Here is a 22632-nt window from a genome sequence, read left to right as displayed (position 1 = left end):
AAACGGACCTTTTATAAATGACAGCACTCCATGACTCCTACTCCGCTCATCCTCAGATGGATGCCTACCTTGAGCATCTGCTCGTGGTTCGCGGCCTGTCGGAGAACAGCCTGGCCGCCTATGCTACCGATCTGCGAGAATTTTCAACCTTCCTGAATGAGAAAAACGCCGAGCTTGCAGATGTAAGCGGACAAACCCTGTCCCTCTATCTCTTTCATTTGCGTCGCAAGGGGCTTGCCAGCAGAAGCCTGGCCCGCCATCTCTCTGCCTTACGTGGCTTTTTCTCGTACCTGGCGGATGAAGGCCTAGCCGATTCCGATCCCGCTGAGTTCCTAGAAAACCCCAAGCTGCCCCGCAAACTACCGGAAGTATTGACTATCAACGAGATGGCCGAGGTACTCAAACAACCCGATCTTTCCACCAAGCTGGGATTCCGGGATCGAACCATGCTTGAACTCCTCTATGCCGCCGGGCTTCGCGTCTCTGAACTGGTGGAAATGAAGGCTTTCGACTTCGACCCTCAGGTGGGTGTTCTCAAAATTTTCGGAAAAGGTTCCAAGGAACGTTTGATCCCCATCCACTATGCTGCTCAGGAATTCCTGCAGAATTATTTGCAAAGCTGGCGCGGACAATTTAAACCCGTTGAAGATGCGGTGTTCCTGAACCGCTCAGGCAAGGGATTGTCCCGACAGGCCGTATGGAAAGCTGTCAAACGTCATGCGTTGACAGCGGGCATTACCAGAAATGTCTCACCGCACACCTTCAGACACTCCTTTGCCACTCACCTTCTGGAGGGCGGGGCCGACTTGAGAACCGTACAGCTCCTTCTGGGGCATGCAGATATCGCAGCAACCGAAATTTACACTCATGTCCAGGCTGGTCGACTGGTCAAAATTCACCGTCAGCACCACCCCCGGTCAGGAATGTAAACCTCTTATAAATGATTAAAGTATTACTTTAATAAAGCGCTAAAAAAGACATAATAGTCTGGAAATATTAATGAATAAACCAGAAAAGATAGACGCTCCCCTGATCATTACATCCCACGCCAATGCGGATTTCGATTCATTGGCGGCCATGGTCGCAGCGAGCAGACTCTATCCTGGAGCGGTCCTTGTCTTCCCCGGAAGCCAGGAAAAAAACCTACGCAATTTTTATATCCAGAGCGCCATGTACATGTTCAATTTCCGCAACGTTCGGGAAATCGATCTGTCCACTGTCCGAACTCTGGTCCTGGTGGATACACGGCAACAGGGGCGCGTGCCTCATGTCAAACAGGCTTTTGACAACCCAAATCTCGAAATCCATACCTACGACCACCATCCAGATAACGATGACGATGTTGTACACTCCAAGGGGAAAGTCATTGATTGGGGGTCAACGGCCACCATTCTGACCCATGAAATCATGGGAATGGGCATCACCCTGAAGCCTGACGAAGCGACCATCATTGGACTTGGTATTTTCGAAGATACAGGCTCGTTCACCTTCAATTCCACAAAACCTGAGGATTTCCAGGCTGCTGCGTGGTTGCTGACCCAGGGCATGGACACCACGGTCATCTCAGACCTCATTACCCGGGACCTCTCCGCCGAACAGGTCTCCCTGCTCAATGCCCTGCTGGAATCGGCCAAAACCCACGACATTCGTGGTGTACCCGTTGTGACAGCCGAAATCTCAACTGAAGAATACGTCAGTGATTTCGCGCTATTGGCTCACAAAATCATCGACATGGAGAACATTCGGGTTCTGTTTGCCCTCGGTCGAATGCACGACCGGGTTCATCTCGTAGCGCGTTCCAGAAGTCCAGAGGTAGACGTCGGCCAGATTTGTGCATCCTTCGGTGGAGGTGGGCATGCAGCCGCAGCCTCCGCCAGCATCAAGGATCGCACCATGTCGCAGGTCAAGGACGAACTCTTTGCGCTGCTCAATACCCTGATTCGCCCACAGCACGGCGTGCAGGACCTGATGTCCCGCCCGGCCATTGTCATCGAACGCGAAATGACCACGGCTGAAGCGGCAGAAATCATGTCTCGCTACGGCTTGAAGGCTGCACCCATCGTGGACATGGAGACAGGTAAATTCATTGGTGTTCTCGAGCATCAAATCGCCGACAAGGCCGTGGGGCACGGACTTTCCGAGACCCCTGCCACCGATTACATGATGCGTGCCTCGGCTTCCGTTTCACCGGATACCAATCTGTATGAGATCATCGAGATCGTTCTGGGCCAAGGCCAACGTCTGGTCCCTGTCATCGACAAGGGCCATATCGTTGGTGTTGTGACACGCACAGACCTGATCAATTTGTTGGTGGACGAACCCGCTCGAATTCCAGAGTCGCTGATGCCTGAGCGCTCACGGGAACGAAACATCCGCATCCTGCTCAATGAACGCCTGCCAAAGGAACTGGTTGGCATTCTGCACGAGGCCGGAGAACTTGCCGACGAACTCGAACAATCCATTTATGCTGTAGGTGGATTTGTCCGCGACATTCTGATGGATACCCCCAACCTGGACCTGGATCTGGTAGTGGAAGGTGACGGAATCGCCTTTGCCCAGGCTTTGGGGGACAAACTTGGTGGTCGTGTCCGAGCTCACCGCAAATTCCAAACAGCCGTTATTGTCCTGCCCGATGGACAACACATTGACGTGGCCACGGCCCGGCTGGAGTACTACGAGTACCCAGCGGCTCTACCCACCGTGGAACTGTCTTCCATAAAAATGGACCTCTATCGACGGGACTTCACCATCAATGCCTTGGCCGTACAGCTCAATAAGAGCCAATTTGGGCGGCTGGTAGACTTTTTCGGGGCACAGCGGGACATCAAAAACCGCGTGATCCGCGTGCTACATTCCTTGTCCTTTGTGGAAGACCCTACCCGCATCCTGCGCGCCATCCGTTTTGCCCAGCGTTATTCCTTTCAAATCGGTGGACAAACTGAACGGCTCATCAAAAACGCTCTGGGCCTGGGCATGATGGAAAAACTTTCAGGCAGCCGCCTGTTCAACGAGATGTGTCTGATTTTCGAGGAGAAAACGGCTCTGGCGTGCCTGCGCCAGATGCGTGATCTGCGCCTGCTTTCGGCCATTCATCCCATGTTGACACTGTCTCCAGCTCAAGAGGAACTGCTGGAGGAAATCGAAAAGGTGCTGGAATGGTACCGCCTGCTCTACCTGAATCACGCGCCCCGTTCCTGGATCATCTACTTCATGGCCCTGGCTAATGGCGCCAAGGATGAAGAGACCCAGTCACTGGCCGAGCGCTTCAACCTGACTCCCAAGCAGATCAACGATTTCCTGGCGCTTCGCAAGCAGCTCAACCAGTCCATTTACCATTATAAGATGTGGAAGCATCGCAAAGGCCCACTCTCTCAGTTATGCTTCCAGCTGGATGAATTACCGGTGGAAGGCGTCCTGTTCTTTATGTCCAAATTCAAGCAGGAAGCCACACGCCGCGACCTGTCTCAATATCTGACACGCTTGAAAGACGCAGAATTGGACATCAGCGGGCGCGACCTGCAACTTGCCGGATTACCCGAAGGACCAGCTTATGGGGAAATCCTGAAAAAGGTTCGTGCGGCCATGCTGGACGGCAATGCCTCCTGCCGTGAGGACCAACTGAATCTGGTCAGGAAAATAATCAAGGACCCAGCGTATATCGGCCTGGAACCTCATCCCAGAACCAAAAAGGACTCCAACTCCCGCTAGGCTCACCGATCTCAAATCTGTCTTGCCCTTTCTCATGAGCCTGTGTCAGATTTAGAATCCGAAGATCGTACAGGTGGACCGATAAGGAAAGTGCATGCCCACGTAGCATAAAATTTCCATCATCGAAGCAGGAGACTGCGGCGAAGAAAACTCACACACCGAAATCTAAATGTTCGAATTCATTGCGTTAAAATAATTGGCGCTCGTATGTGGAGGCCAAGAAGGGGTCATGGAAGCAGCCCGTCAGGGCGCACGCAAGGCCGGAGGGCAAACCATCGGCATCCTTCCAGGTCTTGACCCGACCGACGCCAACCCGTACATCGATACGGCTGTGGCCACAGGGCTTGGGCAAATGCGCAATCTTCTCGTGGTCATGAATGGCGATCTGGTCATTGCCGTGGAAGGCGGCTATGGCACTCTTTCCGAAGTGGCTCTGGAGCTCAAGGCCGGTTGAACGGTCATCGCCATTGGCAACTGGAAGAATATTCCGGGAGTGATCCCGGCATCCGGCCCGGAAGAAGCCGTTCTACTGGCGGCCCAGGCTTTGAACCAATCCGCGTAGCGCATCGAGGAGGTATCATATCATGGAAGTCCTCTGGGCCCCTTGGCGGCTGGAATATATTCTGGGCCCGAAACCCGATTCCTGCCCTTTCTGCCTGCCCGAGCACACCGATGAAGATACCGCACGTCGCGTGCTGTATCGAGGTCGCAAGGCCTTTGTCATCATGAACATTTTCCCCTATAATAATGGGCACCTCATGGTCTGCCCGTACCGCCATGTGATGAATCTCGTGGATCTGGAAACCGATGAGCAACACGAGCTCATGGATTTATTGAATCATACCACCAGGATTCTTCAGGAACGCTTTACGCCTGGCGGAGTGAACATCGGGCTGAACCTTGGCGAGGCCGCCGGGGCTGGGATCAGGGAGCACATGCACTTCCACCTCGTGCCCCGCTGGGTAGGCGATTCCTCTTTTATGGCTATCACGTCCGAAACACGTGTTGTGCCCGAGCATATCGATTCCACCTACGCCGCACTGAAACCATATTTCGACCGCCTCGATGAGACGGCCGGGTAATCAAAGGAGATATTCAAATGCGTTATGTCAAAATGCTGCTGTTGCTGGCTCTGTTCTTCTTGTCCATGGTCATGTTTGCCCAGAACATGGAGACCCTGAACACCGCCCTGCCCCTGTCTCTGGAACTGTTCGGGACTCCTGTCTTTGCCCTTGAGCAGCCCGTATACCTCTGCCTGCTGAGCCTCTTTGTACTGGGTGGCCTGCTGTGTACCCTGTATTTCCTGTGCGAGAAAATCCGCCTGTCGCGTGAAGTCTCCCAGGCAAAAAAGAAGGTCGCTTCTTTGGAGCAGGAAGTGAACTCCCTGCGCAATCTTCCCTTGGACGACAGCAACTACTCTGCCGAGCCGGAAGCCAAGAACGAGGAGTAACATCCCCCCTCTGGAGGGTGCATGAATTTTCTGAAGTCGTTATTTCCCCGCCGCTTGGATGGGGGGTCTGGAAACGGTCATGGTTCGGCCGGGTCCCGTGACGGCTATGCGCCCGTTACCCAGGATACGCAGGCCGCCATTACAGAGTTATCCCAAGTTGTTAGAAACAATCCTGATGCGGTTGAAATCTATCTTGCTTTGGGCAACCTCTATCGCAGCCATGGCGAAATCGAACGCGCGGTACAGATTCGCCAGAATCTAATCGTGCGCCCGGGACTCGCCCCCAAGGTTGCCGCGCGCACCTGGTTCGAACTCGGAAAGGACTTCAAGCGCGGCGGTTTTTTGGATCGCGCCCTGGCAGCCTTCGAAGAAGCCAAGAAATTAGGTGGTGACACCGTGGGCATCGTCAGTGAACTGGCCTTGCTCACTGCTGATTCCGGTGATTTTGAACGCGCAGCCCGCTATTATGGTCAGTTAGGCAACGAAATTGCCCAGGCCCACTACATGGTTCGACTGGCTCAGGATCATTTTGCGGACGACAACGACAGCATCGGCTTCAAGTGGCTCAAGAGGGCGTTAAAAGCCTATTCGGGTTCTCTTGAGGCCTGGCTGGAACTATTGACCCAGGATTTGCGCCAGGACGACTGGCTGGATTTGGCACGTCATCTGGACAAGGCACTTTCAAGCGTCGCCCAGGATCAGCGTTTTGTTCTGTTGGAAGGGCTGCTTGAAGCAAGCAAGCGCCGCCGCTATGGCGATCATGTGGTCTTCGAAACGGACAAGCCGTTCCAGTACCATCCCCAACCGGAATTCTGCGATGCGGTCCTCCCTGTCCTTCAAAAACAGGAACCAGACCTCCTCTTGCAATTTTACGCTGCCTGGATGCTTTGCCGCCACGACCCGGAAGAATCACGCCGTTGGCTGGAGAAGACGCTGGTCCTGCAACCCGAATTCTGGCCTGCGCGCCTGGAGTTGCTGGCTCTGGATATGTTGGATCAGGAAATGTCAGCCCCCTTCCGCAAGCAACTTGAATTCTTCATCCTGCGCGCCCGCGAGTTAAAGCGCTTTGTCTGCCGCCGTTGCGGCCTGAAACGCGAAACCGTGTTTTTCGCTTGCCCTCGCTGCCGCAGCTGGCATTCCATCAAGTACCGCACCACCATCAACGAGTAATCCACACTAGTATTTCGTGAGCACAAAAAAACTGACCCCCATGTTCGAACAGTACCTCTCCATCAAGGAGGAGTACCCTGATTGCCTGCTCTTTTATCGGATGGGCGATTTCTATGAGCTGTTCTTCGAGGACGCTGAAATCGCTGCCCGTGAATTGCAGATTGCCCTGACCGCCCGCAACAAACAGGCCGATAACCCCGTGCCCATGTGTGGCGTCCCCCACCATTCCTACGAAGGCTATGTGGCCAAGCTCCTGGAAAAGGGCTTCAAGATCGCCATGTGCAATCAGGTGGAGGATCCGCGCGAGGCCAAGGGACTCGTCAAACGCGAAGTCACCCGGGTTCTGACCCCCGGCACGGTGGTGGAAGATCAGAATCTGGGCTCCCAGGCAGCCAACTATCTGGCCTCCATTTTCTACGACAGTGACAAAGGCGCAGGCGGTCTGGCCTGGGCCGATGTCTCCACCGGGGAATGGTCCGGACTCTTCTCTACTCGTGAAGATCAGCTATGGCAGTGGCTTATAAAGATTGGTCCCAGCGAAGTCCTGATGCCCCACGAACACGAGGTGCCCAAGGAATATTCCGGCTTCGAAGCCCGTACCAACCGCCTGCCCATCCGCTCGCATTTCGACTTGAACGCTGCCGCGCGCAACCTCTGCGCTGCTCAGGGCGTGGCCGACCTTGAAGCGTTGGACCTGGCAGACAAACCCCAACTGGCTCAGGCCTGTGGATCAATCCTGGTCTATTTGCGCCAGACCCAGAAAGCCGAAGATGTACCACTGGCTCCATTCAAACCGCTGAATCTGTCTCGGCATCTGCTCCTGGACGAGGTCACCGAGCGCAACCTGGAGATTTTTCAACGCCTGGATGGCGGCCGTGGTCGAGGTACTCTGTGGGGCGTTATCAACCAGTCCATGACCCCAATGGGCGCTCGCCTGCTGGCTGAACGCCTGCGCAGACCGTGGAAAGACGCCGCCCCCATCAATAAAACTCTGGATGCGGTTACACTTTTTGTTGAGCGTGAAGACCTGCGCGAAGAGCTGCGCACATTGCTGGACAGAGTGTATGATGTGGAACGACTGGCAACACGCATCTTCCTAAACCGAGCCACGCCCAAGGATTTCATCGCCCTGCGTGAATCGCTGACCGCCGTACCACAAGTCAAGGCGCTGATCAGCCAGGCCGGTGAACAGGCAGAACTGCCCACAGCCCCCAAGCAGTTATTATCTGGTTGGGACGGCCTGGAAGATTACGCAGAGTTGCTGACACGCGCTCTGGCGGACAGTCCCCCTCATCTGATTACCGAAGGTGGGCTGTTCAATCGGGGGTATCACCCCGATCTGGATGAATTGATCAACCTGACCGACGATGGTGAAGCCCGCATCAAGGAACTCCTTGACGCAGAACGCGAATCCTCGGGACTGGAAAAGCTGAAGCTCGGCTTCAACAAGGTTTTCGGCTATTATTTCGAACTATCCAAAGCCCTTATAGACAAGGCGCCGTATCATTTCGAACGCAAACAGACTCTGGTCAATGCCGAGCGATTCATCACTCCTCAATTGAAGGAGTTGGAGGATCGCATCCTGCATGCCTCGGACAAACGCAAAGACTTGGAATACAAGCTTTTCAACGAACTGCGTGAAAGTGTTGCATCGGCCCGGCACAGATTTATGGACATGGCCTCTCGATTGGCCGCCCTGGACTACTGGCAAGGGCTGGCCCACGCTGCACGCCGTCACGATTGGACCCGGCCAGAACTGACCACCGATCTGGATATGACCATCAAATCCGGACGACACCCGGTCGTGGAAGCGGTGCAGGGAGCCGGGGGCTATATCCCTAATGACCTGACTCTGACTGCCGACAAGCGCGTTCTGCTGATTACCGGCCCCAACATGGCTGGTAAATCCACCGTTCTGCGCCAGGCCGCCATCATCTCGATCATGGCTCAAATCGGCAGTTACGTGCCCGCAGCCAGCGCCACCTTGGGCCTGACAGATCGAATCTTCTCCCGGGTGGGTGCTTCAGACAATCTTGCACAGGGCCAATCCACCTTCATGGTGGAAATGATGGAAACCGCTCGTATCCTACGCCAGGCGGGAAAACGCAGCTTGGTGATTCTGGATGAAATCGGGCGAGGCACCTCCACTTTTGATGGGCTGGCCCTGGCTTGGTCCGTGGTCGAAGAACTGGCTTCACGCGGAGACGGTGGAGTTCGCACCCTGTTTGCTACCCACTACCACGAACTGACCGTGCTCGAATCCGAAATTCCCGCCGTGGCCAACTTCAATATCGCGGTCAAGGAATACAAGGGCGATATCGTCTTCCTGCGGCGCATGGTTCCCGGCCCATCTGACCGCAGCTACGGTATCGAGGTCGCCAAGCTGGCTGGAGTACCACGTTCCGTGGTTTCCCGCGCCAAGGAAATCCTCGGTGATCTGGAAGCCCGCGCAGGTGGCACTCGCTCACTCATGGCCCTTCGTGCACCGGCACAACAATCCGTGCTGCCAGGATTGGGGTCTGCCACTGCCCAACCAGCCCCGCAGGCTGAACTCCCTGCCGAGGCCAAGGCCTTTGCCGAGGAGTTAAGCTCCCTTGAGGTTGACCGCTTGACCCCCATTGAGGCATTGAATTTCCTACACACATGGAAATCCGTGAACCTGAAGAAGGACTGATAAATCATGACCCCTGCCCGTTCCTGGCGCGCTGCGCTGCTTATTTTGTTGGCCCTGGCCGTATCAATGGCCGTATCCGGTTGTGGCAAGAAAGGCTGGCCGGAGCCAAGCGACTCTGAACACGTCATCACCATCGCCGAAGTCAGCGGCACGTTGAACAACGGCTGCCTGTTCGTTGATGCGACCTTAGGTGGCGCATGGAAAAACGTTGAGGCGGTCTATCTCAAGTACGGTCCAGCGGATTGCCCCGAATGCCCCTTCACCCCCACGGCCTCAATCGAATTCATCCCCGGTCAGGGCAACACCATGCTTGCCAAGGGCAGACTGTCACTCCAGGCCTGTGGCCTGGACGCTCCCGAGGGTTACCGCTGGCAAATTGAAGTGGCAAACCGACATGCCATCCTGCGTCCCGTGGCCTCTGAGGTCATGAATACTTTTTAGAACAGATTCTGTTGACGGAGCCCTTTAATGCATCATTTTGAATACAAAAACGGCGACCTGCATGCCGAAGATGTACGCGTGGGCGATCTCGCTCGCGAGTACGGCACTCCACTCTACGTTTACTCCGCAGCCACTCTGCGCCGTCATTTCCAAGCCTTTGATTCGGCTTTTTCCGAGCTTGATCGCCTGACCTGCTATTCAGTCAAGGCCAACTCCAACCTTTCGGTGCTGCGCCTGCTGGCTGCCGAAGGAGCTGGCATGGACATCGTCTCCGGTGGCGAGCTGCACCGGGCCATGAAAGCCGGAGTGGACCCGGCCAAGATCGTCTACTCCGGGGTGGGCAAACGCGCCCATGAAATACGCGAAGCCCTCGAAGCTGGCATCCTGATGTTCAATGTGGAAAGTACGGGCGAGTTGGACCTGATCAACGAAGTCGCCATTTCCATGGGCAAGGTTGCCAAAATCAGCCTGCGAATCAATCCGGATGTGGACCCCAAGACCCACCCTTATATTTCCACCGGCATGAAGAAGAACAAATTCGGCCTTGATATGGTCAGTTCGCTCAAAACCTACGAACGCGCCCGGGATATGGAAGGCATCGAGCCCGTGGGCATCGATTGCCACATTGGTTCGCAGTTAACGACCATCGAGCCCTTCCTGGAAGCCCTGGACAAGGTCCTGGTTTTCTACGAGAAACTCGGCAACATGGGGATCGACATCAAGTTCCTTGATTTGGGCGGAGGCCTGGGCATCACCTACGATGAGGAAGAGCCCCCCCACCCCAAGGAATTTGGAGCCGCTCTGACCGCCAAGCTGAAAGGCCTGCCCCTGAAGCTGATTCTTGAGCCAGGGCGAGTTATTGCAGGTAATGCCGGCATTCTGGTGACTGAGGTTGTCTATACCAAGACCACCCCATCCAAGCACTTCGTCATCACCGATGCGGCCATGAACGACCTGGTGCGGCCCTCGCTGTACGGAGCATTCCATCGCATCGTGGAGGTCAAAGAATCCGGGCGCGCTACCCGCGATGCGGATGTGGTTGGCCCCATCTGCGAATCTGGCGACTTTCTGGCCCGTGACCGCGAGCTGCCCGACGTGCAGCCCGGTGAATATTTGGCCTGCTTGTCCGCTGGTGCTTACGGCTTCACCATGAGCAGCAATTACAACTCACGTCCGCGCGCCTGCGAGCTTGTCGTGGACGGAAATACGGTCGTCGTTGCACGCCGCCGCGAGACCTATGAAGACCTGACTCACCTGGAAGAAGAATAGTTCAAAGAATCAACAGGTTGAAACAACACGCTCAAGTCGTTTTTCATAAATAGAAGGCCCTGCATTACAGGGCCTTTTTCTTGTCTGTACGAACAAAATCAATAACCAATTACACCTTGCTCGGTATTCTCGCTATCTGCTACCGCTACTCCCAAAGGGAGTTATGCAGCATGAAGAAACTCTTTTTCCTGATCCTTTCCGTCATCGTTCTGATTGGTTGCGCCAGCCGTCAGACCATCACGCTTACATCCAAGCTCGTATCCGTCCAGGACCAGCAATGGTGCATCGTTGATCCCTTCATCTCCTTCCCCGTTCTTGGAGTGTGGGAGGGGGCAGAGGGGGCATTGGGAATGAGACCGCAGGGCGAAATTCACCCGCCCCCATAGCCCCCTTGGCCGCCGGAGGCATCACAACCTTTAACAACCCAGTATCGCATCAATACACACCATTATTACATCTCAAGACGCGTTTATCAGCAATGACAAGCCAACTATCCACCAGCACATTAGCATTACAACTAAGAACGCTTCTATCGCCCTCCTACCGCCTTGGGGGTGAGGGGGTTCCAAGGGGGACTCAGGGGGGCATTGGGAATGAGACCGCAGGGCGAAATTCCACCGCCCCCATAGCCCCCTTGGCCGCCGGAGGCATGCTGACAGCCGAAGGCACAAAAAACGCCTGAAGCATACTAACTCACAAGGCACAAAAAAAGGGACGCAACAGCGTCCCTTTTTCTTGCCCCTACTTCGGCACGAGCGAATTGAGCTTGTTTTTCATTCGTTCCCGTTCCTTTGCCAACACGCTCGCATCGAGTTTCTCGGTGGTGACCTCGTAGGGGTCACCAAATACCAACTCACAGCGCGTAAAAGGATATGGCAACTGGAACTTGTCCCATGCTTTTTCAAAGATCTTCTTTCGTGCCGGATACGCGCGGATCGGGACAATCTTGGCTCCAGCTCGCTGGGCAAGGAAAATAGCCCCGTCCTTGGGCTCATGGCGTGGTCCGCGGGGACCATCCACGGCAAACACTGCCATTTTATTCTCTTTTTCCATCAAACGTTTGGCTTTCAACAGGGCCTTCACGCCCCCTCTTGAGCTTGAACCGCGCACAGTCGACTGCCCAAGTCGTTCCATCACGGTCGCGACAAATTCACCGTCCTTGCTGGGACTCACAACGCCCACAAGCCCAGTGGTATGGATACATCCATACCCTGCGATGGAGAAAAGCTCATCATGCCACAAGGCAATGACAAGGGGTTGACCGTCCTTGTTCTGATTCAGAATCGTCGTCATTTTCTCAGGAACATCAAAACGCATGGTGGACAACCAGGCTTTGAACACACCGGCAATCAACGGAGCAAAACGAATGGCATCAATGGATATTTTCATATGTCGAATGATTCCCCTTTCCAGCCTTCTTAAAGCCTGAGCATCGGAAGAACAAGGTTTTAAGTGTCTCGCTTCAGGCCATCCACATCCTCCCTCATTGCCCCTTTCAAAAAATCCTTATCTCGTTGGGTCCAGACACAACAAGACCCCGACCTGCCCTGCAAGCCGAGGCACAAATGCAACTTACTGAAATCACCACAAATGGCATGTCCAGCGGGGGTAATATAGGCAGAGTTCAGGCAAAGGGAATGTGCCCTCCATAATCATTCCTCTTCCAGTCCGGCTCCTTCGCACTCCAATGCACCGGTGCTGGTTCCTGGAATCAACACTCTGAAATGTTTATTTAAATGACCATGAGCCCGATACCGTGACAGAATCTTGTACACAGAATCCGAGATTTCCATGCCCTCCGTCGCCAAAAGCACTCCGTCATCGCTATGCACATCTTCATCCAGAATCATCCCAGCCAGAAGTTCATCTGCCGAGATGGTCTTTACGGCCAATTCCAGGGCCGAGACCTCCAACACGCATTGCAAAAGGTTCACCAAACGGGGGTCATACTGACCTGTGTCGTCTCGCATCTGCCGCAATGCGACCTCCTCGCGTGCGCCCATACCCATCACGAGACGATCATAATCCCCCACCAACCGCAGCAAATGTGCCCCCAAATCGACATGATCCCGCTTTCTGGGTGTAGGCCAATCGCCCTCATTCCCAAAAGGCTCATGCTGGCGGACAATCATCTCCGCAACCTTTTCCAAACGTGGCAGGTGTGCCAACAGATCTCTCGCCATGGCAGGATGATCTGCATACATGGCCTGCTCTTCCGGGGAGAGTGGCTCGCCCCGCTCAGCCTTGGACAAAAGCGCTTCCGGCAACATCAAGCATCCCAGTTGCGATAACTGCGCAGCCAAATCAAAGGCCATGCGTTCCTTGATATTCAAGGCTGCAACCAGTTCTGCCATCAGTTGTCGAATGCGCGAGGCCCGCGAAAAGGCCATAGGATTGGTCAAGGACAGGATATCCGTCATCATGCGAATGCTCCCGCCAAAGGTCTGATGCAACAACTCGTTCAAACTGCTCCGGGCCTTTTTGAGTTGCAGGTGGGCGTTGACTCTTGCCCTGACGATGGCCGGAGTCACCGGTTTGGTGATGTAATCGACTCCACCCACGGCAAAACCTTTGGTCTCGTCATCGATGTCATTACGTGAAGTCACGAAGATTACAGGAATTTTTCTTGTCTTTGCATTGGCATGCAAGGCCTCACAAACCTCATATCCATCTTTCCCGGGCATGACGATGTCCAACAGCACCAAATCCGGGATATTGCCCCCCAGGATTCCTTCCAATGCGGCATCACCACTGGTGGCTGCGGACAATTCATAGCTATCCTTCAAAATATCATGCAGGATTTTGATATTGGCTGGTTCATCGTCCACGAGCAGAATTTTCTGAATAGCCATGTCTTCCCCCTCATTGAAGCATCACGACGATGGTTGGAACAACCATCCTGTATGATCTTAGCCATTTTAGACGAGTTCGTGCAACCAACCTCAGTACACAGGCAATGCTTTTGATTTTTTAGTATCCGCGCTATGAGCCTCCACATGCAGAACAACATCATCATTCGCCAAGCAACTCCGGCCGATATCGACACATGTCTTGCTCTGGAAACTGTCTGTTTTCCAGCCAGTGAGGCTGCCTCACGGGAGAGTATCTCCATTCGCATCGAGCAATTCCCTGAAGGCTTCTATGTCGCTGAAAATCAGGGGCAAATAGTCGGTCAAATCAATAGCGGAGCCACCAGCAAGGATGACATTTCGGATGAGGCCTTCAAGGCCCTGGAAGGACATGATGCTGCGGGCAGCAACATTGTCGTCTTTTCCCTGGCGGTACTGCCCGATCAGCAAGGAAATGGACTGGGAGCGCAGTTGATGCGCCACTTCATCAAACAGTCCAGACAGCAGGGGCGACAACAGGTCCTGCTTCTTTGCAAGGATGTATTGGTCCCCTTCTATTCTCGTCTGGGCTTCGATGACAGAGGGCTTTCGGCCTGCACCCACGGCGGAGCTCAATGGCGGGAAATGGGGCAGGTTCTGTAGAAACGAATCACATCGCCGCCCAACTCCTCATAATCAAGCTCACCCCCAGCAAGATAAGCATCCACAGCACCAGCACCCGAAACAGCGCTTCGGAGACTCGCCTGCGCACCCTGCTCCCTAGCCGAATCCCCACAGCCACAGGGATAATCCCCACAGCCGAAATCGTGATCAACTCCGCCGACAGCAAACCCAACTTGCCCAAGCCCAGAAGCATGACCAGGCTGGAAATGGTAAACGAGGTATTGATGGCCTGAACCACGATGTTCTTGGTCAGTCCCAGCGAAAGCAAATAGGGCAGAATGGGCATGATCTGCGAGCCGGTCAAACCGTTGATCACTCCAGTGACAAGCCCCACAGGCCCCATCAGTCGCCGTTGCCAGTTCTCGGGCAACACATACTCCCCTTGCAGCAAGGCCCAGCAACCGTACAAAGCCAATACGATTCCCAGCACAAAACGCGGCCTGTCGCCCGACATGCTGTTCAAAAGCCAGAGTCCCATCAGAAGTCCCGGAAAGGCACAGACAAACATTGGAACAAAGCGTCTGAAGGTGCTTCTGAATTCTCCTGCGTCGATCATCACGAGGGCATTACTGGTCAGAGATGGAAGAATCACCAAGGGAATGGACAACTTGAGGTCCACGAAACTGGCCAACATGCCCAGGCACAAGGTGGAGAACCCCAGCCCGGTCATGCCCTTCAAAAAAGCGGCGGCGATGAATGCCACCTCAACGGCCAGTATCAACGTGAGTTCCATAGAACGCCTCGGTTATGTAATGAACCCAAGGGAAAGGCATTGAGTTGCCCTCATTCTAACACACTGTGCTGACATAACAAAAAGAGCGAACCCCGGCTTCCAGCCAGGGTTCGCGCAGGTATAGGAGTGCGGACCGGTCAGGACCGCTATCCGCCGTAGAGGTTAGTTATAGACCTTGATGAAGGCATCCAGCAGTGGAAGTTCGTCACTCTGTTCACCCATGGGCTTACCGCCTCCTGGTCTGGCTGGTGGACGGTGCTTTCCCATATTGTCTTTGAGAATCTCCTGTTGTTCAGGACTCAGGAGGACAAATAATTCGCTCACTATCCTATCCTTGAGCACCAGCATCTCCACCCGTGCCGCCGAGATAAGCTCATGGGCCTTACGCACCTCGTCTTCATTGAATTGGCCTATCTCCGAACGAAATTCTCTGGCCTGCTCAAAGGCCTCGCGCACTGCGGTCCGCCTGCGAAGGATATCATCGCGATATTCCTTCAGAATCGATGCAGCCTGTGACTTCTGCACATCCGAAAGATCCAACTCAAACCAGACCTGGAACATCTCCACTCCAGGTCCTTTTCCATGATATCCCGGACCGCCAGGGGAAAATCCCCAGGCCAAACCTGAGGATCCAAGCACCAGAACCATAGCAATAATACATTTTTTCATACTTCTGACCTCCTTTGACTGTGACTCGAGGGGCGGGCGCGGCTCTTGGTTTTGGCCCAGATGCCGGGCAAGACATGGACCAGATTACAAGTGGGTGAGGGCAAGCCGTGCGCGCCACTTAAACCACAGGTTGTCATTCACAGAGACTCAATTCCTGGCTTCGCCTTCCGACCAAGCCCTTTCCCTGTGAGACTCCCGAGCATACGCCGCCAGCCATTCTCCGACCTAGTTAAGAAAAGTCAAAGATGGACAAGAAACATGTGGAAGCCATAATCACGGCTTGGCTCCCTCCTCCATCTACAAACACGAAAAAGGCCCGAAAGAGAGCTTGAAAATGAATAATTCCCATGGATGTTTTGAACGCTTCGGCAAATAGCAGCAGGCTTAAACTTGTTTTTTATATTCAAATAAAACAACAGTTTAACAATGAATTTAATCAAAACATGGTCTCTCCCTCTTAAGCCCGGCTAATGGGTTTCCAGCTTCCGACGACTACGCAGGCAAATCATCCCGGAAAAAACCAGGAGGAACTGTCTCACCCCGGGAGCGCATTCAAGGGAACCCAAGCAAGGAAGCAAACACTTATTCTATGGAGGGAGATTCATGTCTCTGGTTATCAACAACAACATCGTAGCCATGACGGCTGCCCGCAACCTGGGCACTGCCTATGACGCGTTATCGTCATCCACCAACAAGCTGTCTTCGGGTCTGCGCATCACCACCGCAGCCGATGACGCCGCCGGCCTGGCCGTTCGAGAGTTGATGCGCTCGGACATCGCAGCTCTGGACCAGGGCGTGCGTAATGCCAACGATGCCATTTCCATGATTCAGACCGCTGACGGTGCACTTCAGGTCATCGACGAAAAGCTGATCCGCATGAAGGAACTGGCCGAACAGGCAGCCACAGGTACCTACAGTTCCACCCAGCGTCTAATCATCGATTCCGAATATCAGGCCATGGCCTCGGAGATCACCCGTATCGCCAACGCCACGGACTTCAACGGGATCTACCTGCTGAACGGAAACCTCTCGTCTGACACGCACACCGGGTCCGGCCTGAGCTCAACCGGCAAGATGAAGATTCACTTCGGCACCGCCAACGACAGCGCAGAGGACTATTACTACGTACAGATCGGAAATAGCACCGCTTCAGCACTAGGCGTGGGCAACAGCGCCGCTGCAGGATCCGCAGGGTTCACCATCTCGACTCAGTCTGCAGCTCAGAATGCTCTGGATGCCATCACCAACGCCATTGTCTCCAAGGACAACATCCGTGCCAACCTGGGTGCCCTGCAAAACCGCTTGTCAAACACGGTTTCCAATCTGGAAATCCAGGCCGAGAACCTGCAGGCTGCGGAGTCCCAAATCTCCGACGTGGACGTAGCCACGGAAATGACTGAATACAGCAGGCAGCAGATCATCTCGCAGTCCGCAACATCCATGTTGGCTCAGGCCAACAGCCTGCCCCAGCTGGCATTGTCACTTCTGGGCTAACCATAATCTCATCAGAACCTGGCCGCTGACACCTCGGCCAGGACCTGTCTCCCACGACCCCGCCTTCTCCTGGGCGGGGTCTTTTTTATGCCTCATGGATGAAACACGGTCCCTCAGCCGTATATCAAGTTGAGATCGGGCAAATTTGACTCACAACTCAACCCCCTCCCCAAGGGATTTGCCTGATCACAATGAACCTCTATTCCCTTCCACAGGCCCGTCCGGTCCTAGACCCACCGGACGGGCTCATCTTTTAAACAACAAAACAAACACACCCCATGGATGTATTGTAGACCTGCGCACGTATAAACAATAAACAAGAACAAAATACAATAACGATAACAGCACACATTCAAAATACAACTCTCATTTTAAAAAAAACAGATATGCCTTTCCTGGCATTATTTATAATAGGCAGCGTCACCATCACCTCAGCTTCAACATCAGGTGAGCGCAAATCACGGCGCAGACGACGCACAGGGCAACACAAGCAAAGGGGGTGACCATGTCACTAGTCATCAACAACAATCTCATGGCCATGAATGCGGCCCGAAATTTGGGTAACGCCTATGACGCTCTGGCGTCGTCCACGAACAAGCTTTCATCCGGACTACGCATTAATTCCGCAGCCGACGATGCGGCAGGCTTGGCAATTCGCGAATTGATGCGTGCTGACATCAGCACACTGAACCAGGGCGTGCGTAACGCAAACGACGCCATTTCCATGATCCAGACCGCCGACGGCGCGCTCCAGGTTGTGGATGAAAAACTGATTCGAATGAAGGAATTGGCCGAGCAGGCAGCCACTGGCACCTACAGTTCTGCCCAGCGTCTGATCATCGATTCCGAATATCAGGCCATGGCTTCGGAAATCACCCGTATCGCCAATGCCACGGACTTCAACGGCATCATGCTGTTGGATGGAAATCTGTCTGGAACAGAGGCGTCGCACGATGGTTCTGGCATGTCTGCCACCGGCCCTCTGAAGGTCCACTTCGGTACAGGCAACGACTCCACAGAGGACTATTACTACGTCACCATTGGTGACTGCACAGCCTCGGCACTTGGCGTGGGCAACAGTGCTGCCGTTGGGTCGGCGGGCTATACCATTTCCACTCAGTCTGCGGCTCAAAGCGCATTGGATGCCATCAACAATGCCATTGTCTCCAAGGACAATATCAGGGCTCATCTTGGCGCCATGCAGAACCGGCTCTCCAATACCATCAGCAATCTGGAAATCCAGGCCGAGAATCTGCAGGCCGCAGAATCCCGCATCTCCGATGTGGATGTGGCCACGGAGATGACCGAGTACAGCAAGCAGCAGATCATTACCCAATCAGCAACCTCCATGCTTGCCCAGGCCAATAGCCTGCCCCAGCTGGCTCTCCAGCTGCTGGGCGGCTAAGCCAGAGACATGTGAGGATATGCGCCGTGAGGCAGGGTCTGGGAATGTCCCGGACCCTGCTGTCGGCCCATGAGGAACCACGATGCTGCCCACAGGCTTTCCACGTTGGCTCAGATTGATGAACGCGGGTCAGAATATCCGCGCCAAACGTGTTGTCTTCATGGAGGCCATACGTTCGCTCCGTCACGCTGGCCCGAATGCCCACAAGCCAACCAGAGAGAGTAAATGCGGCCTACCTTCCTGCTCCCAAATCAGGCAGGCCATGGTCAGAGCCCAGGAAATCATCAAGCAGTATACCCGATGGGAAAGTCGGATCGAATCCATCGATGTTCGACTCCCGTCGGCATTGAACCCAGGCGAAAACTCAACCCTTGGGGCTCGAGGGCGCATCATCGACAAGGCAGACGCCCCACAGGCCTCTTTCTCATCCTCAAGACCACCCTCGGCAAGCGCCCCTCATCACCATGCCGAGGGCTCCTCCACCACGCAGCAGGCCAGTCAGGGCTCCCCTCTCCATCCTACGGCGCAGTCGCCCCAGAAGGGAGCAGCTCAGGGCGAATCTGCTGTTACCACAGTGGAATCAGGCCTGGGAGTCGTTACTAACATCAAAGGCTGATCGCTCCCCCTGCTCAGTTCATCCCACCTCCTTGCCTTGATCATCTCAGTCCCCAACCTTCTCGCAAGAGCACAAGAAGATAGACGAGTTAGAGTTGAATCCACGGGTGGAATCAACTCTAGCTCGCCCCCCATGCCCCATTTCTCTTGCCCCGTAGGGATGATCATAAGAAAGCGCCGTGCGGGGGGAGACCGGCACGGCGCATCGGGGAACGAAGACCACATCCCATGGGGATCATCTTCATTAGTTTCAACTAGCCAGTCATTGCACCAGTCTTCAAGTTAATTTTGTTTAAGAGGAGAAACTCGTCAGGGAGTTGATCAGTGTATCAAGCGTGGCGTCGATGCTGTCGTATTCGGACAAGGTCTCTTCCAGGGCAGCATAACGCTCGCGCAAGCGGTCCTCAAAGAGGGCAAGGCGATCCTCTTCAGTTTCGATGGACTCCTGAGTGTTGGCAACGATGTCATCATAGTTTTCCTGGATGATCACCAGAATCCCACTTTCCGAATCGGTCAGACGAGTCATCTCGTCAGCCATTTCACCGATCTTCCCCTGCTTGACAGAGACGGTCCCGGTATAGACTCCGTCCACCATCGTATTCGCCCGCACCTCCATACCAGAGGCATCGGTACCATAATCGCCCGTAATCGTATTGCCATCAATGGTACAGCTTTCACCATTGATAGTGGCACTGATGATGACGCCACCGGAAATCTCATAGACCACATCATGGTCACCGGGACTTGTCAGCCCGTCAACCGAAGAGACATACGTCATGTCTGAAGAATCAGATGAACCTTCTTCACTTGCTGCAAAAAGATCAATGACTGCATCCGAATCGGTTTCCAGGGCATCGTCCAGCTCATCCTCGTCGATAAGCAACTGGCCATACGTTTCGGAACTCTCGTCCGCATCCGTACTGATTCCCAGTTGGGAAAGCGTCGAATAATAATCACCAATCCCACTGTCCGAATCATAGTAGCTGAACCCAAGCCCTTTGGAAGCCGTGATATTTTGCAAATTCTGCTTGACGATATCCACACCGTAGTTGCCGGTCATGACCGAACCTGCGGCATCGTCATCCACATAAGTCAGCTCCTGAATCAACAACCGGATTTCGTTGACCGACTCCACAAACTCTACAATCTTGTCCTTAATGGCATCAGTGTCGGTTGTGACATTCAAAGTGGTGATTCCGACATTGGCCAGAGACAGAGTCACGCCATCAAGAACATCGCTGATCGTATTGGTATCACGCGTGATCCACTCATCTGCGCCCGTGGGGTAGCCATCGACCTTGATTTCCGCGCTCTGCGCTATCTGGGTATTTTCGAAATCTGCGGCATCATATCCCGCAAGCGTTGTATTGGCAGTTATCGCCACGGTGTTGTCTTCGCCCATATCCATTCCATAGAGCTGGAGATGATACTCGCTACCGTCATTGATCATGGTCGCACGGACATCACTCTTGCTGTCGGGATTGGCATTGATCATATCCACCAACTCACTCAGGGATGTCCCCGCAGACACATCAAGACTGTATTCCTCTCCGGCATAGGAAAATGCGAACACTGCATCCGTACTGGTGATGGAATCCGCCGAATCCGAATGACCTGTTGTGGTGTTGGTCCAGATATCATTCTGAGCCAGTTGATTGATTTCAATGGTATGCGACGCATCCACGGCGTCTCCATCAGCAGTAGCACTCAGCACGGATGTATCGGAGGAACTTGCTGATTTCTCGGCAAATTCCGTAACCGTGTCCATGGATTCAAGAGAAGATCGCATACTGACCAGAGCCGTATTCAATTCCTCGAGTGAATCCGATTTTTCCTGCCAATACTCTTCCCATTCCGTCAACTGGTTGAGTCGGACGCTTTCAGCTTCGACAGTGGCCTCGATGATAGAATCGAAGTCAGTGCCATTGCCCAGTCCCGTGAAATAGATGGCTCCGGATGTATAATCAGCCATGATAATTTCCTCTGAAGTAGACGAATCTAGATATAATTGATCAATGAAAGCTGCATGATATTCGTTGAGGTCTCGACCACGGATGTGTAGACGGCCTCGGCTGCTTCCAGCTGGACAGAAAGCGTAATGATGTCGACGTCTTCAATATCTGAAAGTTGAGACGTCTGGTTACCACTGCGAATTTCGAGGGTGTATTCAGCCGCGGTCAATCGCTGCTCGCGTGCCCCGACATCCGCTGCGGCGGAGGTGACCACCTCCTGCGCGTTGGACAATTTCTCCAGGCATGCAGCGATGGCATCCTGATCATTGGTGCTGAGTGCCCCAACCAATTCACCAACAGTCTCAAAAAGATTGGGCTCGTCCTCGGCCGTGGCATAGTCCTCACCGGGAGCCTGGTACAAGCCTCCGAAAATATCCTTACCGACGTTATTGATAGTAATGGTTGAAGAATCTGTGATGGACAGCTCGATGTCTGCCGTGTGAGGTGAAATAACGAATTGCTCTCCTGCAGCCACTGTTGTGCCGCCATCAGGCTGCAAACTCAGCGTGCCTCCAGGCACAGTCAATAAGCCATCATCGGCTTGATTGCCTTCGACCCAGGTCGATCCGCCGTCCGTGCTGTAGGAATATTCAATAGTATCGGTGGTCACATCGCCACCGGTATCGATACGCACGGCGATCTTGGATGAAAACGAGCCTTCGGCCTCAATCGTCAACGATGACGAACCATACTGCATGACTTCGGCACCATCAGCATCGTCGCCCTGATAAATGGCCGCAGGACGTATCACAAAAGCGCTTGCCCCCGCGGCGTCACTCTCGTCGCTGACCACGGTACCATCGGCCAATTCCACCTGAACACCGCCAAAATCCAGAGTTGTGTCACCCATGGCAAGGGTGGCTATGGTCCAGGTCTCCCCTCCATCCGTGGAATACTGGTAATCCACATCCCCGGAGGCAGTCGCTCCAACGGTGTCGGCCCCCAGAAATTCGACCTGATAGACGTGGTCAGTGTCACCAGTAATCGTGAGAATGTCCGCTTCGGTCATAGTCCCACTGGTAACATCCGCACCCAACCCCATGGCATAGGTATCCACATCGGTCTGTTGACCGGCAAAGATGCTGTCATCCATGAACTCTGTATTGGCTACTGAGATCATTTCCTCATAATATTCCACAACCTGCTCACCAAGGCTTTCGCGCTGGGCCTCAGACAGAGTCCCCGTGGCCCCCTGCTCTGCCAATTCCATGACATAGGTAATCAGATCACTCATGGTGGTCAGGGCATCGTCAGCTGACGACAGGTATCCCGCCGCTGTATCGATATTCTCCTGGTACTGCTCCAGAGCGGAAAGACTATCACGCAGATTCAAAAGAGATCCGGTAGCAGAGGCGTCATCGCTGGGCGAGTTCACCTTCTTCATCGTGGAATTCTGCTCGGACAAGGCATAATAATCTGACAAGGCCTTGTTGGTGGAACTGATCACCGAACCCCAGATCATTGAATTGGAAACACGCAT

The 22632-nt window shown here is 54.0% G+C and carries 19 protein-coding genes; 13 read left to right on the top strand and 6 right to left on the bottom strand.

The genetic code is table 11. The annotated features are described in order from the left end of the window. Positions 1-17: 17 nt before the first annotated feature. The 10 genes from xerD (at position 18) to EL361_RS04765 (ending at position 11098) form a co-directional block, all read left to right on the top strand. Positions 18-929 carry a site-specific tyrosine recombinase XerD gene (gene xerD, locus EL361_RS04810; RefSeq protein WP_126377151.1) on the top strand — a complete coding sequence of 304 codons (912 nt, stop codon included), beginning with the start codon at positions 18-20 and terminating at the stop codon, positions 927-929. Between the two features lie 70 nt (positions 930-999). Continuing rightward, positions 1000-3708: a CBS domain-containing protein gene (locus EL361_RS04805; protein ID WP_126377149.1), complete on the top strand. Its 2709-nt coding sequence runs from the start codon at positions 1000-1002 to the stop codon at positions 3706-3708. Positions 3709-3937: 229 nt separating this feature from the next. Then, a complete protein-coding gene (locus EL361_RS04800; RefSeq protein ID WP_232034875.1) occupies positions 3938-4162 on the top strand; it encodes an SLOG cluster 4 domain-containing protein in 225 nt (74 codons plus the stop codon). A gap of 130 nt (positions 4163-4292) precedes the next feature. Next, the gene (locus EL361_RS04795) at positions 4293-4790 is read left to right on the top strand and encodes an HIT family protein (protein ID WP_126377147.1); all 498 of its coding nucleotides are present in this window, start codon (positions 4293-4295) and stop codon (positions 4788-4790) included. Positions 4791-4807: 17 nt separating this feature from the next. Then, complete coding sequence (locus EL361_RS04790; protein WP_126377145.1) at positions 4808-5158, top strand: lipopolysaccharide assembly protein LapA domain-containing protein; 351 nt, start codon at positions 4808-4810, stop codon at positions 5156-5158. A 21-nt stretch (positions 5159-5179) separates the two neighbouring features. Beyond that, positions 5180-6328: a tetratricopeptide repeat protein gene (locus EL361_RS04785; protein ID WP_126377143.1), complete on the top strand. Its 1149-nt coding sequence runs from the start codon at positions 5180-5182 to the stop codon at positions 6326-6328. A 40-nt stretch (positions 6329-6368) separates the two neighbouring features. Continuing rightward, a complete protein-coding gene (gene mutS, locus EL361_RS04780; RefSeq protein ID WP_126381297.1) occupies positions 6369-9002 on the top strand; it encodes a DNA mismatch repair protein MutS in 2634 nt (877 codons plus the stop codon). Positions 9003-9008: 6 nt separating this feature from the next. Further along, positions 9009-9443 (top strand): hypothetical protein, encoded by a 435-nt coding sequence (locus tag EL361_RS04775; protein ID WP_126377141.1) that lies wholly within the window; start codon positions 9009-9011, stop codon positions 9441-9443. A gap of 27 nt (positions 9444-9470) precedes the next feature. Beyond that, entirely contained in the window at positions 9471-10712 is a 1242-nt protein-coding gene (gene lysA / locus EL361_RS04770; RefSeq protein WP_126377139.1) for a diaminopimelate decarboxylase, read from the top strand. Positions 10713-10882: 170 nt separating this feature from the next. Continuing rightward, positions 10883-11098 carry a putative periplasmic lipoprotein gene (locus EL361_RS04765; RefSeq protein ID WP_126377137.1) on the top strand — a complete coding sequence of 72 codons (216 nt, stop codon included), beginning with the start codon at positions 10883-10885 and terminating at the stop codon, positions 11096-11098. Positions 11099-11453: 355 nt separating this feature from the next. On the opposite strand, the gene EL361_RS04760 is transcribed toward EL361_RS04765, so the two are convergent. Both EL361_RS04760 and EL361_RS04755 read right to left on the bottom strand, forming a co-directional pair. Continuing rightward, the gene (locus EL361_RS04760) at positions 11454-12101 is read right to left on the bottom strand and encodes a lysophospholipid acyltransferase family protein (RefSeq protein WP_126377134.1); all 648 of its coding nucleotides are present in this window, start codon (positions 12099-12101) and stop codon (positions 11454-11456) included. A gap of 263 nt (positions 12102-12364) precedes the next feature. Further along, positions 12365-13564, bottom strand: a complete 1200-nt coding sequence (locus EL361_RS04755; RefSeq protein WP_126377132.1) for an HD domain-containing phosphohydrolase — start codon at positions 13562-13564, stop codon at positions 12365-12367. 144 nt (positions 13565-13708) lie between these two features. On the opposite strand from EL361_RS04755, the gene EL361_RS04750 reads away from it, so the two are divergent. Continuing rightward, positions 13709-14203, top strand: coding sequence for a GNAT family N-acetyltransferase (locus tag EL361_RS04750; protein ID WP_126377130.1), 495 nt, complete (start codon positions 13709-13711; stop codon positions 14201-14203). Positions 14204-14210: 7 nt separating this feature from the next. On the opposite strand, the gene EL361_RS04745 is transcribed toward EL361_RS04750, so the two are convergent. Then, on the bottom strand, positions 14211-14957 hold the full coding sequence (locus EL361_RS04745; RefSeq protein ID WP_126377128.1) for a sulfite exporter TauE/SafE family protein: 747 nt from the start codon (positions 14955-14957) through the stop codon (positions 14211-14213). Positions 14958-15119: 162 nt separating this feature from the next. Next, a complete protein-coding gene (locus tag EL361_RS04740) occupies positions 15120-15626 on the bottom strand; it encodes a Spy/CpxP family protein refolding chaperone (RefSeq protein ID WP_126377126.1) in 507 nt (168 codons plus the stop codon). A gap of 603 nt (positions 15627-16229) precedes the next feature. On the opposite strand from EL361_RS04740, the gene EL361_RS04735 reads away from it, so the two are divergent. Both EL361_RS04735 and EL361_RS04730 read left to right on the top strand, forming a co-directional pair. Continuing rightward, the gene (locus tag EL361_RS04735; protein ID WP_126377123.1) at positions 16230-17120 is read left to right on the top strand and encodes a flagellin N-terminal helical domain-containing protein; all 891 of its coding nucleotides are present in this window, start codon (positions 16230-16232) and stop codon (positions 17118-17120) included. 505 nt (positions 17121-17625) lie between these two features. After that, complete coding sequence (locus tag EL361_RS04730; protein WP_126377121.1) at positions 17626-18525, top strand: flagellin N-terminal helical domain-containing protein; 900 nt, start codon at positions 17626-17628, stop codon at positions 18523-18525. A gap of 907 nt (positions 18526-19432) precedes the next feature. On the opposite strand, the gene fliD is transcribed toward EL361_RS04730, so the two are convergent. Beyond that, positions 19433-21112 (bottom strand): flagellar filament capping protein FliD, encoded by a 1680-nt coding sequence (gene fliD, locus EL361_RS04725; protein WP_126377119.1) that lies wholly within the window; start codon positions 21110-21112, stop codon positions 19433-19435. A 26-nt stretch (positions 21113-21138) separates the two neighbouring features. Further along, entirely contained in the window at positions 21139-22632 is a 1494-nt protein-coding gene (locus EL361_RS04720) for a flagellin N-terminal helical domain-containing protein (RefSeq protein WP_126377117.1), read from the bottom strand.

The sequence above is a fragment of the Desulfovibrio ferrophilus genome (assembly GCF_003966735.1).
Classification (GTDB): Bacteria; Desulfobacterota; Desulfovibrionia; order Desulfovibrionales; family Desulfovibrionaceae; genus Desulfovibrio_Q; species Desulfovibrio_Q ferrophilus.
This window is presented reverse-complemented; position numbering and strand designations above follow the sequence as displayed.